Source organism: Pseudomonas sp. AGC41 (assembly GCF_057334555.1).
The window spans coordinates 5,598-22,162 of record NZ_JBHFJB010000067.1; the positions used below are offsets into that span (position 1 = coordinate 5,598).

The 16,565-nt window shown below is 59.8% G+C and carries 16 protein-coding genes, 1 tRNA gene and 2 pseudogenes; 5 read left to right on the top strand and 14 right to left on the bottom strand.

Going from position 1 to position 16,565, the window contains the following annotated elements; translation table 11 throughout:
- Positions 1–50: 50 nt before the first annotated feature.
- Complete coding sequence (locus ACE04F_RS12620; RefSeq protein ID WP_486107115.1) at positions 51–1,070, bottom strand: DUF4917 family protein; 1,020 nt, start codon at positions 1,068–1,070, stop codon at positions 51–53.
- Positions 1,071–1,302: 232 nt separating this feature from the next.
- On the opposite strand from ACE04F_RS12620, the gene ACE04F_RS12625 reads away from it, so the two are divergent.
- The 3 genes from ACE04F_RS12625 (at position 1,303) to ACE04F_RS12635 (ending at position 4,491) form a co-directional block, all read left to right on the top strand.
- Entirely contained in the window at positions 1,303–2,652 is a 1,350-nt protein-coding gene (locus tag ACE04F_RS12625; RefSeq protein WP_486107117.1) for a sensor domain-containing protein, read from the top strand.
- Positions 2,653–3,000: 348 nt separating this feature from the next.
- Positions 3,001–3,504 (top strand): DUF4142 domain-containing protein, encoded by a 504-nt coding sequence (locus ACE04F_RS12630; protein ID WP_305496246.1) that lies wholly within the window; start codon positions 3,001–3,003, stop codon positions 3,502–3,504.
- Positions 3,505–3,582: 78 nt separating this feature from the next.
- Positions 3,583–4,491, top strand: a complete 909-nt coding sequence (locus ACE04F_RS12635) for an SDR family oxidoreductase (RefSeq protein ID WP_486107119.1) — start codon at positions 3,583–3,585, stop codon at positions 4,489–4,491.
- A gap of 51 nt (positions 4,492–4,542) precedes the next feature.
- Here ACE04F_RS12635 and ACE04F_RS12640 read toward each other — a convergent pair whose 3' ends face one another.
- A complete protein-coding gene (locus ACE04F_RS12640; RefSeq protein ID WP_486107121.1) occupies positions 4,543–4,947 on the bottom strand; it encodes a low affinity iron permease family protein in 405 nt (134 codons plus the stop codon).
- Positions 4,948–5,123: 176 nt separating this feature from the next.
- Between ACE04F_RS12640 and ACE04F_RS12645 the strand changes: the two genes are divergently transcribed.
- Positions 5,124–5,270 carry a hypothetical protein gene (locus ACE04F_RS12645; RefSeq protein WP_486107123.1) on the top strand — a complete coding sequence of 49 codons (147 nt, stop codon included), beginning with the start codon at positions 5,124–5,126 and terminating at the stop codon, positions 5,268–5,270.
- A 147-nt stretch (positions 5,271–5,417) separates the two neighbouring features.
- Here the strand turns inward: ACE04F_RS12645 and ACE04F_RS12650 are convergent, their stop codons facing one another.
- The 3 genes from ACE04F_RS12650 to ACE04F_RS12660 all read right to left on the bottom strand — a co-directional run bounded on the left by ACE04F_RS12650 (position 5,418) and on the right by ACE04F_RS12660 (position 6,948).
- Positions 5,418–5,828: a type II toxin-antitoxin system HicB family antitoxin gene (locus ACE04F_RS12650; protein ID WP_434569513.1), complete on the bottom strand. Its 411-nt coding sequence runs from the start codon at positions 5,826–5,828 to the stop codon at positions 5,418–5,420.
- Positions 5,829–6,044 (bottom strand): type II toxin-antitoxin system HicA family toxin, encoded by a 216-nt coding sequence (locus tag ACE04F_RS12655; protein ID WP_486107126.1) that lies wholly within the window; start codon positions 6,042–6,044, stop codon positions 5,829–5,831.
- 274 nt (positions 6,045–6,318) lie between these two features.
- Complete coding sequence (locus tag ACE04F_RS12660) at positions 6,319–6,948, bottom strand: LysE family translocator (RefSeq protein WP_486107128.1); 630 nt, start codon at positions 6,946–6,948, stop codon at positions 6,319–6,321.
- A gap of 143 nt (positions 6,949–7,091) precedes the next feature.
- Between ACE04F_RS12660 and ACE04F_RS12665 the strand changes: the two genes are divergently transcribed.
- Positions 7,092–7,568 carry an Lrp/AsnC family transcriptional regulator gene (locus ACE04F_RS12665; RefSeq protein WP_486107130.1) on the top strand — a complete coding sequence of 159 codons (477 nt, stop codon included), beginning with the start codon at positions 7,092–7,094 and terminating at the stop codon, positions 7,566–7,568.
- A 93-nt stretch (positions 7,569–7,661) separates the two neighbouring features.
- On the opposite strand, the gene ACE04F_RS12670 is transcribed toward ACE04F_RS12665, so the two are convergent.
- The 9 genes and pseudogenes from ACE04F_RS12670 to ACE04F_RS12710 form a co-directional block, all read right to left on the bottom strand.
- A complete protein-coding gene (locus tag ACE04F_RS12670) occupies positions 7,662–7,961 on the bottom strand; it encodes a DUF3077 domain-containing protein (protein ID WP_486107132.1) in 300 nt (99 codons plus the stop codon).
- 728 nt (positions 7,962–8,689) lie between these two features.
- Positions 8,690–9,597, bottom strand: a pseudogene (locus ACE04F_RS12675) (Abi family protein).
- 642 nt (positions 9,598–10,239) lie between these two features.
- A tRNA-Gly gene (locus ACE04F_RS12680) sits at positions 10,240–10,313 on the bottom strand.
- A gap of 149 nt (positions 10,314–10,462) precedes the next feature.
- Entirely contained in the window at positions 10,463–11,347 is an 885-nt protein-coding gene (locus ACE04F_RS12685) for an alpha/beta fold hydrolase (protein ID WP_486107134.1), read from the bottom strand.
- A 309-nt stretch (positions 11,348–11,656) separates the two neighbouring features.
- On the bottom strand, positions 11,657–12,349 hold the full coding sequence (locus tag ACE04F_RS12690) for a pseudouridine synthase (protein ID WP_486107136.1): 693 nt from the start codon (positions 12,347–12,349) through the stop codon (positions 11,657–11,659).
- 35 nt (positions 12,350–12,384) lie between these two features.
- A complete protein-coding gene (locus tag ACE04F_RS12695) occupies positions 12,385–12,603 on the bottom strand; it encodes a cysteine-rich CWC family protein (RefSeq protein WP_486107138.1) in 219 nt (72 codons plus the stop codon).
- Positions 12,596–13,213 (bottom strand): annotated as a pseudogene (locus tag ACE04F_RS12700) (GGDEF domain-containing protein); the annotation flags it as partial. The gene ACE04F_RS12695 and the pseudogene ACE04F_RS12700, both read right to left, overlap by 8 nt.
- A 281-nt stretch (positions 13,214–13,494) precedes the next feature.
- Complete coding sequence (gene atzF / locus ACE04F_RS12705) at positions 13,495–15,273, bottom strand: allophanate hydrolase (protein ID WP_486107139.1); 1,779 nt, start codon at positions 15,271–15,273, stop codon at positions 13,495–13,497.
- A 22-nt stretch (positions 15,274–15,295) separates the two neighbouring features.
- A partial coding sequence (locus ACE04F_RS12710) for a carboxyltransferase domain-containing protein (protein ID WP_486107141.1) occupies positions 15,296–16,565 on the bottom strand: 1,270 nt, incomplete at its 5' end.

The window sequence follows — 16,565 nt, forward strand, 5'->3', positions numbered from 1 at the left end:
CCCCCCCCCCCCCCCCCCCCCCCCCACGGTTCTGCGCTGCCCCGTCTGATCTAAACCTCCACCGGCACCGCCAGCTTCGGATCGCCCAGTGGATGGGTCTTGGCATCGAAGAAGCGCAGTTGCGTGTCCAGGCCCTCGAACAGCTTGGCGTAATGCCGCTTCTGATGCTGGATGAATGCCTGGCTGCGCGGGTAGATCGAGATGGCCACGGTCCTCGGCGCCGCTTGGCGCAGGGCATGGACGATATGGCTGTCCTGCTCGCCCAAGGCGTGGCCGAACAGGCATAGATTGTCGTCGTGGTGCAGCAATTGGTCGTAGCAGAACGATAGATAATCGCTGCTGCGGATCGTCTTGAGCTTGTCCTGGCTCGGCCCTTCGCTGACAAAAAGCGGCACGTCGTCGAGGGTCTTGAGGGTGTTGTTGATGGCAAAACTGCCCAACAGCGTGCCTTCGGTGGAAGCGAGCTTGCGTGCCGTGCCGTCCTGGTTGCGCACCAGGTGCAGGCCGCCGTGCAGATACAACAGGCGCGGCTTGTCCGTGCTGGTCTGGCTCAGATCGAAGCTGTGATCGGCACCCAGGAACAGATCGGTGAGGGTCTCGGGCGTATGCTGGATCGCCCAATAGCTGAGCAGATCGTAGTTGGTGGTGAACACCGTGCGGTAGCGGCCCAGCTCCTGATTGAGACTTCCCAGAGTCGCGGGTTGCACCAGTCGCCAGGGGATATGCACCGCGTGCACGGTGTTGATCAAGGCTTCCTTGATCGCGTAATAGCGATTACGCGGGGCGGCGGAGCTGACGGCCAGGGCCTTGTTGACCCGGCTGGTGGTTTTCAATGCGCTCAGCACCTGCTCGAAACTGCGAGTCTGCAGCGCATCGAAGACGCTCAGTTCCGAAGGGCTCAGTGGTTTTTCCTCGACGGTGCGGGCGTTCTCGAACAACGAGTCATAGCCGAAATCGTCCCACACGGCGCGGCTCGCGCCATTGCCCACCAGCAGGCCGCTGAAAGCGGTGTCGGTGCGCAACGTCTCCCAATTTTCGAGCCGGGCGTCGTATTCCTGGAAATCGGTCATTGCGAAAGTCATCTCAAAACGTGGCAGAGGCAGGACGCGACTTTATCACGACCCAGTCTCGAGCCAGATCAAGATACGTCGTGACCGGCCGATAACCTTTCAGGCGTTCCGATCGAGCGGTTTACTGCAGCGGACCGGGCGCCTGGGCTATCCTCACCGGTATTCAGGGCGCGCGCTGGCCTGGCGATTTCCCGGTTCGTTCATTGCTGCATTTCCGGATGGCTTCTGTGCCATGGATATTCGAAACTCCACGCCGCTGGCCGGTTACCTTGATCTGCTGATGGATGCCGTGTGCGCCGTCGACGCCCTGGGGCGTTTCGTGTTTGTCAGTGCGGCCAGCGAGCGAATCTTCGGCTACACGCCGAAGGAGCTGATCGGCCGCTCGATGATCGACATGGTCCACCCTGCCGACCGCCAGCGCACCATTCAAGCCGCGCGCGAGGTCATGGACGGAGAACCCAAGCTCAACTTCGAAAACCGCTACCTGCGCAAGGACGGTGGGGTCGTCCATATCCTCTGGTCGGCGCGCTGGTCCGAGCCTGATCAATTGCGGATCGCCGTGGCGCGGGACATCACCGAGCGCAAGCAGGCGGAGTCCCGGCAGGCCGCGTTGTACGCGATTTCCGAGGCTGCCCATGCTGCCGCCGATCTGCTGGCATTGTTCAAGCGTATCCATCTGATCATCGGCGAGTGGCTGCCGGCGCTGAATTTTTCGGTGGCGCTGTATGACGAGCAATGCGCGCAACTCAACTTTCCCTATCACGTCGACGACCGGGAGCGGCAGCCGGAACTGCCGGGTACGACCATCGGGCGTTTGTGTGCCGAAGTCATACGCAGCGGTCAGCCGATCCTGCTGACGCCCGGCTCCAGCTCGTTGCCCGTGGAGCTGCACGACCTCGTGGCGAAACCGGACGCGCCGTGCTGGCTGGGTGTGCCACTGAATTCGCAGAGCGGCACGATTGGCGCGTTGATCGTCAAGAGCGCGGCGGATAACCAGCGCTACACCGAGCAGGACAAGGAATTGCTGCAGTATGTTTGCGCGCAGATTGCGATTGCCATCGAGCGCCAGCAACTGCATACCCGGTTGCAGCACATGGCCCAGTATGACCAACTGACCCAGGTGCCCAATCGCGAGTTGCTGCGTGACCGCTTCAAGGCCGCGTTGACCACGGCCCGTGTTGCATCGGGGCGGATGGCATTGCTCTACATCGATCTGGATCGCTTCAAGCAGATCAACGACACCTACGGTCATGCCGTTGGCGACATGCTGCTGCAAGCGGTGGCCAGCCGACTCAAGGGTTGCATCCGTGACACCGACACCGTCGCGCGCATCGGTGGCGATGAATTTGTGGTGCTGCTCCACAGCATCCAGAGCGTGGCAGACGCCGACCGGGTGCGGGAGCAGATTCGTCACGCGCTGGCCCAGCCGCTGCGGCTGGACGGTCATTGCCTGAGCATCGAACCGAGCATTGGCGTGGCGTGTTTCCCCGAACACGGCACGGAAGATATCACCCTGTTTCGCCACGCCGACGAGGCGATGTACGCAGCCAAGCGCCACAATCACCGGGCCTTCGGTATCTGAATCCGCGTCACCGTTCGTCGTCGCGCCAGCGCTTTTTCCAAACCTTGAATGCCGACTCATTTCAAATGAAATACCGGGCAGGCATGCCCATCATTCATGCAATATGGAGGGCTCGACCATGCACGGGTCAAGCAACATTTATCCGGGAAACACTGCTCATGATCGAACGAAGGTGTCTGAAGCAGGTCGCAAAAGTGGGAGAACCACCACTGCGAGTGTCGATAAAAGTCCGCTGAAGGCTGAGATCGGCCGCAAGCCGGATCGCACGGCTCGCTGAATATTCAACGGTGGTTCTGATTCAGCGGCGGGAAAACCCGGCGCAATTTTCTATCAGAGGAGGGCGTGACCATGAGCCGGATGGCCACCTTTTTACGCACCACCAGTGTTGTCGTGCTGATGGGCCTGGGTGCCAGCAGTGCCTGGGCCCAGTCACCTGCCGAATTCATCAACGATGCATCCGCCAAAGGCATGGCTGACATCGAAGCCAGCCGTGCCGCACATTCGAAGGCGGAATCAAGGGAGGTCAAGGACTACACCATCATGGTGATCAACGACCGCACCACCGCCAACCAACACCTGGCGAAAATCGCCAAGAAGCTCGACTTGCCCGTCGCGCCCCGCGAAGAAGTTGCGGACAAGGCCAAGACCTTGATGCCGCAAGTGGCCGAGGGCGAGTCGTTCGAAGCGGCGTATGCCGCCAGTCAGGTCAAGGCCACTGAGGAAGCCATCGAGCAGATCCAGCAACAGGCCCAGACCACCAACGTGCCGGAGATCAAGGCGTTCGCCGACGAAACCCTGCCCAAATTGCAGACGCATCTTGAGATGGCCAGGGCGCTGCAGGCCAGTCGCTGATTTGCCGCACCTGTTTTTACCTCAGGACCGGGACGCCAGCGTCCCGGCTTGTTTTGCCCGCCGAAAAGGAGAACCTCGATGTCTACACGCCGAGAACCCAACCAATACGCGATGCAGAATCCACTGACCCAATACCCTCGTCCGGAATTCCCCGACCAGCCGCAATCACCCCCCGGCATTGACCAGGACATGGAGCCGCAGCCCGATCACGGCGAAAAAACCTATCAAGGCTTCGGTCGCCTGGAGGGGCGCAAGGCGCTGATCACGGGCGGCGATTCGGGGATCGGTCGCGCGGCCGCCATTGCCTATGCCCGGGAAGGCGCCGATGTGGCTATCAACTATCTGCCCAGCGAAGAACGCGACGCGCAGCAAGTCATCGAGCTGATCAAGGCTGAAGGCCGCAAGGCCATTGCGATTCCGGGAGATCTCAAGGACGAAGCGTTCTGCGTCCAGATGGTGAAGATGGCGCAGCAGGAACTCGATGGCCTGGATATCCTGGTCAATGTCGCCGGTAAGCAGGAAGCGCAAAAGGACATCACCGACATCACCACGGCGCAATTCGACGACACCATGAAAACCAACATCTACGCGATGTTCTGGATCTGCAAGGCCGCGGTGCCGCTGATGCCGGCCGGGGCGACGATCATCAATACCGCGTCGATCCAATCCTACGATCCGTCCGCGACGCTGCTCGATTACGCCACTACCAAAGCGGCGATCGTGGCGTTTACCAAGGCGTTGGCCGGACAGGTAATCAGCAAGGGGATTCGGGTCAACGCCGTGGCACCGGGGCCGATCTGGACGGTGCTGCAGCCCAGCGGCGGACAGCCCAGGGAGAAGATCCCTACATTCGGCTCCCAGGTTCCGATGAAACGCCCGGGGCAGCCAGCGGAATGTGCACCGCTGTACGTGCTGTTGGCCTCGCAGGAATCGAGTTATATCACCGGGGAAGTGTTTGGCGTGACGGGTGGGAATCCGTTGCCCTGATGCGCCGCATTAGGGGGCGCGAGCGTTGCAACAACGCTCGCGCACCTTCTTTCAGCATTGGTTCAGGTCGACTTTCTTTTCTTCTTCTACACCCTCAAGGCTCTTGGCCTCGTCTTTGCCCATGTCCTGGTAGCGCTTGCGCAACGCCTCCAGTTGCTTGAGGTCCAGCGACTCGAGACTGAGCATTGCGTTCTGCGCGTCCTTGGTCGCGCGCAACAATTCATCGACTTTCAAGTGCAGGATGTCGGTATCGCGGTTTTGCGTGTTCTGGATCAGGAACACCATCAGGAAGGTGATGATCGTAGTCGAGGTATTGATGATCAATTGCCAGGTGTCGTTGAAACCGAAGAACGGTCCGCTGGCAGCCCAGAGCGCCAACAACACGATGGCCCCCAGAAAAGTCTTTGGACTTCCCGCCCACAGGGCCAGTTTTTGAGCAATCTTTGCGAACGTCATTGCCGTGTTTCCTCAGTGGATGCACCTGTCTGGTGTGACAGCAACGAAGCGGCGAAAATTCTACTTACATTTCAATCCGAACCTCCGTCGACGTTCATCGTCCGGGACGAAGACTGGCGCAACCATTTGCTCTGCCTGATGGTCACTGCTTAAAGCCTTCATCGACGGAGTACACCATGAACCTCACCCGCACCTTCTGCCTCGCCTGCTGCCTGTTCGCGCTGCAGGGCTGCTTCGACAATTCGGATAACGAGACCAAGGACAACACCGACGGCACCAAGTCTTCGGTGCAGATGCAAGAGTCCAAGTCGCAGAGCAAATAAATCACATAGCCCAGGCCGGGCTATGTAAAAAACTGTGGGAGCGAGCCTGCTCGCGAAGGCGTCGGGTCAGCAACCTGGAAATTGACTGTTCCACCGCCTTCGCGAGCGGGCTCGCTCCCACAGGTTCTGTGTTTCGGCAGGTATTGCTCAACGTCCTTGCTGCAATACCTTTAATGCAGCCGACGCCAGGAAGCCTGACCGGCTTTTTTCCTCCGGATGGTGCAGCACATATTCATCGATACGGTTCAGCAGGTAACCGGGCAGGGTGATGTTGAGTTTCTGCGCCTTGCCCAGGTATCTGGTCACATCGATGTCCACCAATGCCCACGCGCACCCGGCATATTTCGGATTGGCCGCGTGCAGCGTCACGGTATTGGCCGGCGGAATGGGCGAACCATCTTCGGCAAGAATTTCAAAGTGCCCTTCGATGGCCTCGCGCGCCATGGCCATGGCATCGTCCAGATCATCGCCTGCGGAAAAACAACCAGGGATATCCGGCACTTCAACGCCCCAGGCGTGGTGCTCATCGCCCATGGAAATCGCAATCGGGTAAAGCATTCAATCGTCCTCCGGGGAAGCTGGGCAACCGGCCGTCTGGAGCAGGGCCTGTTGCAAAATACTGATGGCCGTTTTCTTGAGCAGGTCCTTCTTGGGATGAGGAACCGTAACCAGTCCCGGTTTGGTCGGGTGCTTGAAATGGTGGTGACTGCCTCGGATCCGTACCAGGTACCAACCATCCGCAACAATCTGGCCTATCAGGAATCGGCTGTTCACAACACCTCCCTGGTGTGTGTGGTAGGTACTATACCTACTGGGAAGGAATGATCAACACTATAACCACCGCAAGCGACGATCGGGATCGAGTGGGATCTACGTCTGAAGTCTAGAAGCGGCGCAGGACAAGGGGGCGGAGGGTCGGATTGGGTCTATTTCCAGATGTGAGACAGAAGGACATTTGGAAGATCGCAACCCGTGGCGAGGGAGCTTGCTCCCGCTGGGCTGCGAAGCAGCCCCGGTTTCAGCGTATTCGCAGAAATATCCACAGGACCTACGACTGCTGCACAAACGTCAGCCGTACCGCAAAACCAATCAGCAGGCTGCCAAACAACCACTGCTGCACGCGTTGGGCCGAAGGCGATCGCTGAAGCCAGCGCCCGAGCACGACGCCCACCAGTGCGTAGGCGCTGTCGAACAGCAGGCCGACGCCGACCAGCACCAAACCGAGCATCGCGAATTGCCCCAACACTGGCCCGTCCCGTGGGTCGATGAACTGCGGCAGCAACACTGAGCAAAACAGCAGCGCCTTGGGATTGAGCAGGTTGGTCAGCAGGCCGCGCTGTATTGCTTGGTACCACTGTCGCTTTCCGACATCGGCGTCAGTTCCTTCGAAGCTTGGCACCAACGTGGTTCGCAAACACTGAAACCCGATCCACGCCAGATACGCAGCTCCGGCCAGGCGCACCACATCAAAGGTCCAGGGCGCGGTCTTGAACAACACCGAGAGCCCCATTGCCGCCAGCGCGACATGACATGCCCGGGCAATCCCCAAGCCTACCGCCGTCGCCAGCGCCGCAGCCTTGCCCTGACGGGCGCCGGTTTGCAGCATCAGGATCATGTCCGGCCCAGGCAGCAGATACGCCACCGTCAACGCCATGAAGAACAACCATAGCTCTGTCATTGAACCCCCCCGCAATCTGTGGATTGAAGATGCCAGTCTATGGCCGAAGGGCAGGGCAGGTGCTTGCGTAATCAGCTTCTAAAGCTCTTGAAATTGGCATAACCTACCAAGAAATCGAGCTATACAATTGGAAAGTACCAGACATGAAACTTGATGCCTTCGACCGCAAAATTCTCGCTGCACTGCAGCGGGACGGCCGGCTGAGCAACGTACAACTGGCCGAAGAAATCGGCCTGTCCCCCTCGCCATGCCTGCGCCGCGTGCGGATGCTCGAGGAAGCGGGAGTGATCCGCGGCTATCAAGCCATCCTGGATCGCGATGAGGTGGGTCTCGGTATGACGATCTTTGTCGGCATCAAGGTCGAACGGCACACCGACGAACGAGCCGAGGCATTTCGTCAGGCGGTGACCGCGCTGCCTGAGGTGATCTCGGCATTCCTGGTGTCAGGCGAGTCGGATTTCCTGCTGCAAGTGGTGGTGCCGGACTTGCGGGCCTATGACCGATTTGTCACGGGCAAGCTGCTGAAGCTGCCGGGGGTGAGTGATATTCGCAGCAATTTTGCGATCAACACGGTGAAGGCTCCGGGGCCGTTGCCGTTGGGGCATCTGGCGGGAGAGTGAGGTGGATATTAGAATGCCGATTCATGATGAAAAGCCCCAACGCTTTTAGTCGCAGGGGCTTCTTTTGGGCTTCGCTCCCTTGGCTTGGGACGCCTATTTTTTCTCGCTTCTTTCTTTCGAAACGGTTGCCGGTTTTGGTGTGATGACCTTAACGACGTCATCAATCACCGCTTTGCTCATTTCCAACAGAAAATGCGCAGCCCAGGCGTAGCGATCGGTATTTTTCTCAAACGCTGCATCTTCGGCAAGCCGGTGGGCCAGATGCAAAAGATCCGACGCCCGTTCCAACGCTACTTGAATGGGCACGCCACCGTTGACACGGAATAGCGCTCGATCAGCCGAGTAGTGGAAGGGGGTGAAGCCGATTGTTTTGAGGGTGGTGTCTTCGTTCATGGCCTGCCTCCATTAGCGGAGAGGCAGTGAAGTTGAGTGAAGGGATGACGGAAAAACGAGTTGCTGTGCATTGTCTAGCTCCTTGACGTCTGGAGCTGCCACCTTCGTTCCAAGCGAATGGGTGGCGGCTATGCGCAGGTTGGAAACCGGGAGTCAAGGAAACCGGCACGCCCGAAGGCGTACCACGCATAGCCGCCAAAAAACACAAGTCTACAGGCGTGAAACTACCTCTGCACTTGTAAAGGCATGCGTTCATGACTCACGGGTTTCCAAGCCCGATCGCTGATTTGCAGCGACGTCTACAGAGTAGCCACCGAAAGACTTGGGCAACAAGGCGATAAGCCCTCGAAAATCAAAGTAAGCGCACTCCCTACGCAATTCTCGGATTTCCCCTACAAATTTCCCCAGAAACCATGCAACCCGTGGTGGGGGAGCTTGCTCCCGCTGGGCGGCGCAGCAGCCCTTTTGTGAGCGCTTCGTTGTCATCAGGAATTGTCATTTATGCCAAGGAAAAAGCAGATTCAGTCGCTGAAGCCTCGCGAAAGGGATTTCGTCATTTCTGACGGCCGCACCGCGAGGCCGGATAGTGATATCGATGGGATAACCCGAAGATCCGGGATGTGTTCGCCGGCCGCGCTTCAAGGAGGTACCGTTTAGACATACCGTAGGTGGGAAGGGACGTATCAAAGTGAACGAGCTCGTTTATTTCAACTGATGACTCTTCGTAATCACCAGCCTTTGGCGGCAGTCTTCCATAGCTCAGGAAAGCCCATGCGCTGGAAGTGCGCGGCGCCATACCTTTCTTCCATTGAAGCGAGCCTTGCTTTGAAGGTGCCGTTGAATCCTATCGAGCTAAGCAAGACGTGAATCACCGTAAGCGAGGCGTAGACCGTCTTGTTGTCGGTGAATTTGATGTCTTTGAGCTTTAGGTTGGTGGGAGAAACCCCAAGTTTAACGTCGATGAACCGGTCGTGATGTGCGGCCATATTCCGAAGCACGGTTAATGCGTGTAGCCAGCTTTCGAACACTTCCACCTGTTTGATACCGAACTTTGACGAGATGACTCTGCGGTCAACCGGGTCTCTCAGCATTGCGAAAATTTTTGACCAAGTACCCAATGTCACGCATTCGCTCATGGCCCAACTGGGGGGTACGGGTCGTCGTAGCTCTCGTAGTAGGCTTTTATGTAAAGCCGGGACGAGGCCCGTTCCACCTCTCCCTCGATTTTCGACAACATTTGCCCGATGCCAGCGCGTCCTTTCGGGGCAAATATCTCCATTTTCAGGTACCAGTGCGGTGAGTACTTGAGGCTCAGCAGGTTACAGATCACGGTCCGAACGGCGACCTCCAGCCTTTCCACGGACTCCATGATAATGGCGCGAATTTCTCGATCGCACTCGTAACGCTGGCAGACATGCTCAAACGTTGTGTTAGGCAGGAAGTTTTTGGTGGCGGGGTCTTGGAGCTGATACCAATAACCCTTCAGTCGGAAATGCCCGACGTACGAGATGTATTTCAAGGCAAAGTCATCGTCGTCAACGACCAATCCTTGCGTCTTCAGCTTGACGAGCAGCGCCTGGGGGGTGAATGCGGTTTTCGTAAATGGGAGCTTTGCTGCGTTAGCCTGCTTGGCCATGGTCAAACTCCAGGCAAAAAAAACTCGCCTTTTGCACGCCTGCTTTGGGGCAGGACCCTACCCGTTGGGTAGGACGTGTGGCGAGTGTGTTGACTCAAGGTTATTCGCCTTTGACAGACGGGTCAATCACTTTGGGAGAATCTGACAATCACTTTAGGGCAAAGCGACGTTCGGCACCAGCGAAGGGGGGCTCTGCCCGAAAGGCGCCCAGCGGCGCTGCTAATCATTGTCTGGATGCCATTTGCGGCGAACAGTTCGACCAGATGCGGCATGTTCAATGCGACCAGTTGCGAGTCCTTGGAGTGCGTACAGCTGCCAGCTCAATCGTTTGACGGCGATCCGTGGCAGCTCCAATCAGCAAAAGGAGCTTCACGATGACCGCCCTCATTCCGTCCAAAATCCGCGCACTTGCCCAATGCCGCATGGCCCTCGTCTTGAATTTCATAGCTTTCAGAGGGGGGAGGAAAAAACTTACCAAAATACCAGTTTCCCGTGGGTCAACATAAAACGGGCATGGCTATAGGGGGAGGGCGGCGGCAGGGTCTCACTCCCGCAGCTGCTTGCATGCACGCAAACTGTCACCGGAACTGTCACCAAACACGCTAAGGCTCAAACGGATACGTCTGGAGCCCTTGAAAACAGTGGAGCGGGTGAAGGGAATCGAACCCTCGTTATCAGCTTGGGAAGCTGGAGTAATGCCATTATACGACACCCGCTCAGAGCGGCTGACTTTGTACCAGATGTGGCCTGGGATTTGAAGTTTTTCTTTCCGGACGGCGAGGTCATCCGTCTACACAAGCCTCAAACCAGAGCGGTCATTCGCGAACAAGCGCCGTTGCCGGAGACTTGCTCGCGATGACTTTTTTCAGATGGCCACTGCATGGTAGTCCTGCACATAGCTGTAGCGCGGTCGGCTGGCGTGGTGGGTCGGCTTGAGGAAACCCAGCAACGCCTCGCGGCTGTCACGGCAGGCCGCCTTGTGTTCCATGTCGAGGAAGTGCCCGGTGGCTTGCAGCGTGGTGAAGCTGCTGTGCTGGACATGGTTGGCGAAGAGCCTGGCGTCGGTAGCCGCGGTGTATTCGTCCCATTCGCCGTTCAGGAACAGCACCGGCACGTTGATCTTTTTCGCCGCGTTGACATAGCACTGTTGGTCGCTGTGGAGCACGTCGTTGATGTGAAAGTGCATCTGCCCGTACTCATGCTCGGCCAGGTTGCTGACGTGGCGATAGTTAAAGCGCTTGAACAGCGGCGGCAGGTGCTTGCCGATGGTGCTGTTGACCAGATGCCCGACACGATCGCCGTCCAGGCTGCTGAGGTAGTCCACGCCACGTTCCAGGTAGTCGCGCATCGGTGCGTTGAGTACCGGTGAGAATGAGCTGATCACGGCTTTTTCGATGCGCCGCGGGCGCTGGGCCAAGGCGGTCAGCGTGGCGGCGCCACCCCAGGAAAAAGACAACACGTGATCGGCGCCGAAGTGGTCGATCAGTTCCAGCAGAATTTGGCCTTCGATTTCCTTCGTCAGCATTTTCTCGTGGCGGTTGTGAGCCTTGGACTTGCCCGCGTAGGGCTGGTCGTACAGCACGACATTGAATTGCGGGTAGAGGTTTTTGGTCGTCTGTGCAAACGACGCGGTGGTGGCCATCGAGCCGTTGACCAGGATGATGGTCTTTTGCGCGGCGTCTGCGCGATAGAACTCCGTGTAAACCCGATACTGACCCTGTATATCCAGCACAGCGATTTCTGGCCTCATGTCATAAGACTCCTGGCAAGCGGGTATGCGCGCAATGAGATTGCACGGGCAATGTGACAGGTAGGCATACGCCTGGAAGATAAGGCCCATGTCGATCCACGCAAGCCGGTCGACGGGTGTTGTTATGGCGGGCAATTTGCCGGCGAACGAGGCGGAACCTGAGGGTTCCAGCCGGCAAAAAGTTTCTTAGAGGTATGGGGTGACTCGTCGGTCACATTTCGGCCGACGGTTTGATTCAAGCAGGGGGACAGCTGTTGCGCAAGTGCTCTTTGAAAATTGTCCGACACATCTGCCCAGCGGTCATCCGGCTCAGATCAGGCCAACTTCTTCAGCGCTCAAGGCGCGGTATTGGCCCGGCGCGAGATGAGCGTCCAGCAGCAGCGGGCCCATGCTTTCACGGTGCAGGCGCAGCACCTTGTTATCGAAGTGACCAAACATGCGCTTGACCTGATGATAACGGCCTTCAACGATGCTCAAGCGCGCGGATGTCGGCCCCAGCTGGGTCAATTGCGCCGGTTGGGTGGTGAGGTCTTCGAAAGCGAAGTACAGGCCTTGGGCAAACGTGATGGCGTACTCGGCGGTAATGGTTTGCTCGGTCTCGACGTAGTAGACCTTCGGCAGTTTGGACTGCGGCTGGGTCAGGCGCCGCGACCAGCTGCCGTCGTTGGTGATCAGCATCAGCCCGGTGGTGTTGAAGTCCAGGCGACCGGCGATGTGCAAGTCGTCCTTGTCCGGTTCGTCCAGCAGATCGAGGACGGTGCGGTGCTGCGGATCGCGGGTGGCACTGACGCAGCCGGGCGGCTTGTGCAGCATGAAGTAGCGCGCCGGTCGGCCTGCTTGCAACACTTCGCCGTCGACTTCGACGCGGCTGAATTCACGCACCTGTGCCTGTGGATCGTTGACGGTCTGGCCGTCGATCCGCACGCGCCGTTCCACCAGCAGCAGGCGGACCTGTTGGCGGTTGAAACGCGGCAGGTTACTGAGGAAACGGTCAACGCGCATGGGCAGTTCGAGCACGGAGGCTGGGGGCGGGCATCTTACGCGATCGGTTGGTGCTTGGCGCGCAACTGGTCATCGACCTGGGCGCATCGCGGGCACAGGCAGGATTGGTTGCGCAGCTCGGCCGGCAAGGCTTCGAGCACAGCCGCGTCGATGCTCACGCCGTAGCACCAGCAGGCACGGTCGATGGTTTTCGGGTTGGCCAGGCTGCAGTCGTTGGTGGCGCCGCACGCCGGGCAGAGATCGGGTTTATTCATAACTGGAATGAGGCATTTCCACGCAGGTTCGGTTGCTTCCGGTCTGTCGAGCGCGTTGCAGCGCATGATCGGCCCGGGACAGCAGGCTATGCAAGGTGTCTTTTTCCTGCAGGGTGGTCAGGCCGATGCTGATGGTGATCCGCAATTGCTTGCCGCTGCAAAAGTAGCGTTGTTGTTCGATGCGCTGGCGAATTTTCTCGGCGATTTTCAGAGCGTTCTGTCCATCGGTGTCTTTGAGCAGCAGGACGAAAGCATCTGCGCTCCAGCGGCAGACAATGTCTGAATGGCGCAGTGTATCGGTCAGGTCGCGAGCGAAACCAGTGAGCAACTGATCACTGGCGATGTGGCCGTGGTTGGCGTCCAGTCGCTTGAAGTCGTCCACCTCCAGCAACAGCGCGTTCAGTGGCCTGGGCTCGCGTTGGGCTTCGTGCAGGGCCTGCACCGCCAGCAGGTCGAAGCCCCGCCGATTGGGCAACTCGGTCAGGCCGTCAAGAATCGCTTGGGCGTCGATCCGCCGCTGGTAGCTGACCATCAACCGATGCAGCACCACGAGCGCAGCCACCGTCACCAGCAGGCCGATCAGCAGATTGAAGTACAGCGCCTTGAGCACGTTGTCCCGCAGCGATGTGCTGGCGGCGTAGTAACCCAGCAGCGAGGTCACCAGAAAGCCTGCGCCGAGCAAAATGGCCAGGATGAGCACCGGCGAGCGCTGGGAATACAACGGCGAACGAAGCGACATGGCGATTCCCTTGGAGTGACCCGATGGAATCAGTTTAGTGGCCCTGCAAGAAAAGACATTCGGATTTACCGCTTTGCAAGATCGTGGCGAGGGGGTCCAGCGAAACGTCGCGCAGCCCAGCGGGGATAAATCCCCTCGCCACAGGATGCTGTTTACTGACGGGTACTTAGATAGGCCCGCCATCCGCCCAGATGACTGATGTCCTGCGCGCCGTCCAAACCATACGGCTCGCAAATGAAGCCGCTTTCCCAGTGTCCGTCGGCCAGTTGCACCTTGCCCAGCCCCAGCGGTGCCGGGATACCGGTGAGGAACGAGCCCAACTCGCTGCTTGGCAGTTCCCAGACTTCCACTTCGATTGCCACGCCTCCCTCGCTGACCCGAAGCATGCCAGGGCGCAGTGGTGGGCCACCGGCCAGGGCATAGAGGCGATAATCCGCTGAGCTTCGGGTCGCCTCGATCAGGCGGGCGCCACGTTGCTTGAGCTGCCAGTTCAACGCCAGCCCATCCAGGTGCGCGCCGCACACGACCAACCGTGCCCGATCATGGCGCGCCGGGTTGGTAGGCACTGGCAGATCGGGCACTTGCTGACGCTGCAAGGCGTCGGCCACGCTCAGCAGGTACTGATCGGTGAAGGCGCGGCCGAACAGCGTCACGCCCCAAGGCAAGCCGTTGGCCATGAATGCGCTGGGAACGGCCACGGCGGCGTAGTCCAGCAGGTTCATGAAGTTGGTGTAGTAACCCAGTTGCGAATTGCGCAGCAGCGGTTCGGCGGCGAGTTCGGCGAGCGTCACCGGGCGCCCGATGGTCGGGGTGAGGACGCAATCAAGCGCTTCCATCGCGCGGTCGCATTGGGCCTTGAGCGCCTGCAAACGGTACTGGGCACGGAAGGTTTCCACACCGGTGACTGTCGGCGCTTGCGCCAGCACGGCGCGGATCACCGGCAATACCGCTTCGGGTTCGCGTTCCATCAGTTCTCCGGCCACGCTGTAGCGCTCGGCGACCCACGGCCCTTCATAGAGCAGGCGTGCCGCTTCGAGGAAGGGTGACAAGTTCAGCTCGACGGCTTCGCCGCCCAGGCGTTCGAGGCGCTCGATAGCTTCGGCGAACAGCCGTGGGCCTTCGTCGCAGTCGAAAAACTCCAGGTCTTGCCGGCGGGGCACGCCGAAGCGAAAGCGTCGTGGCACGCCGAACGCCGCGCCGTCGTTCCATTGCGGGTTGGGGCGGCTGTATTCGTCGCGCGGGTCGAGACGTGCAGTCAATGCCAACAGCTGGCTGGCTTCGCGCGCCGTCGCGGTGAATGTGGTCACGCAGTCCAGCGTACGGCAGGCGGGCACCACGCCAGCGGTGGAGATCAGGCCCTTGGTGGCTTTCAACCCCACCAGATTGTTCAGCGCCGCAGGCACGCGGCCGGAGCCGGCGGTGTCGGTGCCCAGGGCAAAGCTGGCCACGCCCAGGGCCACCGCCAGCGGCGAACCCGCGCTGGAGCCGCCCGCCGGGTAGTCGGCCAGCACGCTGTTGCGGCAAGCCCCGTAGGGCGTGCGGGTGCCGTTGAGGCCGGTGGCGAATTGGTCGAGGTTGGTCTTGCCGAGAGGAACCGCACCCAGCGCCAGCAATTGCTCGACGATGCTCGCCGAACGTTGCGGCACGTAGGCAAACGCCGGGCAGGCGGCGGTGGTGGGAATGCCAGCCAGGTCGATGTTGTCCTTGATCGCGAACGGCACGCCATACAACGGCAGGCTTTCCAGGTCGCGGTTTTCCAGTGCCGAAAGGTAAGGTTCGAGTTCCTCGGGCGACAGCAGGTGGATGAACAGGTGATAGTCCGGGTTGAGCGCAGCGGCTTTTTCCCGCAGGGCCAACAGCAGCTGGCGCGGTGTCGTTTCACCCTTGCGGTAGGCGTCGCGCAGGTTGTCCAGGCGCAGAGAGAGGTTCATGGCGTTAATCCTTTGATTGAGTTCAGTCACGTTCCAGCACCACCACGCGTTGCCCGGCGCGCACCGCTGAACCGGGCTGGACGCGCACTTCACGGACCACGCCGGCGATCGGCGCAAGCACCGGGATTTCCATTTTCATGGACTCCAGAATCACCAGCACGTCACCCGCGACGACCCGCGCACCCGCTTCCACCTGGACCTGCCAGAGGTTGCCGGCGATGTGGCTGTCGACGCTCAGTTGGCCCTCGTCCAGCACTGAATCTTCGCTCGGCGCGGTTGCCGGTTCTTCGCTGTCGAAATGCGCCTGGCCGCTGGCGATCCAGCGCTCGCGCTCGGCACGGAAGGCGCCTTGTTGCTGCTCGCGGAACGCGTCGATGCTGTCCGCTTCCCGGGCCAGGAATTGCTGGTAATCAGCGAGGTTGAGTTGGCTGTGTTCGATCGTCAGGTCGAAGCGGCCCAACGGGAAATCCCGACGGATGCGCAGCAGTTCATCGGCGCTGACCGGGTAGAAGCGGATCTGGTCGAAGAAGCGCAGCAGCCAGGGCTTGCCGTCAAATGCGGCGACGTCCCGATAACGATTCCACATCTGCAACGTGCGGCCGACGAACTGATAGCCGCCGGGGCCTTCCATGCCGTACACGCACAGATAGGCGCCGCCGATGCCCACCGAATTTTCCGCGGTCCAGGTGCGCGCCGGGTTGTATTTGGTGGTCACCAGCCGGTGCCGCGGGTCCAGCGGCGTGGCGACCGGCGCGCCGAGGTAGACATCGCCGAGGCCCATCACCAGATAGCTGGCATCGAACACCGTGCGTTGTACTTCGTCGAGGTTGGGCAGGTCGTTGATGCGTCGGATGAACTCCAGGTTGCTCGGGCACCAGGGCGCGTCCTTGCGCACGGTGGTCATGTACTTTTCGATCGCCAGCTGGCAGGCCGGATCGTCCCAGGACAGCGGCAGATGGACGATGCGCGACGGCACCTGCAAGTCTTGCGCGGCGCACACGGCGTCCCATTCGCCGGCGACGATCGCCAGCAGATCGGCCAGGGTTAATTGTTCGGGCTGGTAATGCACTTGCAGCGAGCGAATACCCGGCGTCAGGTCGATCACCCCTTGCAGGTGCTTTTGTTCCAAGGCTTGCATCAAGGCGTGGGCGCGAAAACGCAGCACCAGGTCCAGTTCGGGAGCGCCGATTTCAAGCAGCAGGTGGGTGTCGCCGGACAGCCGCGCGACCAGGCGGGTGTCGTCCTGGCCGATGTCCAACACTACGGGCGACATAATTCCCTGTGGGAGCGGG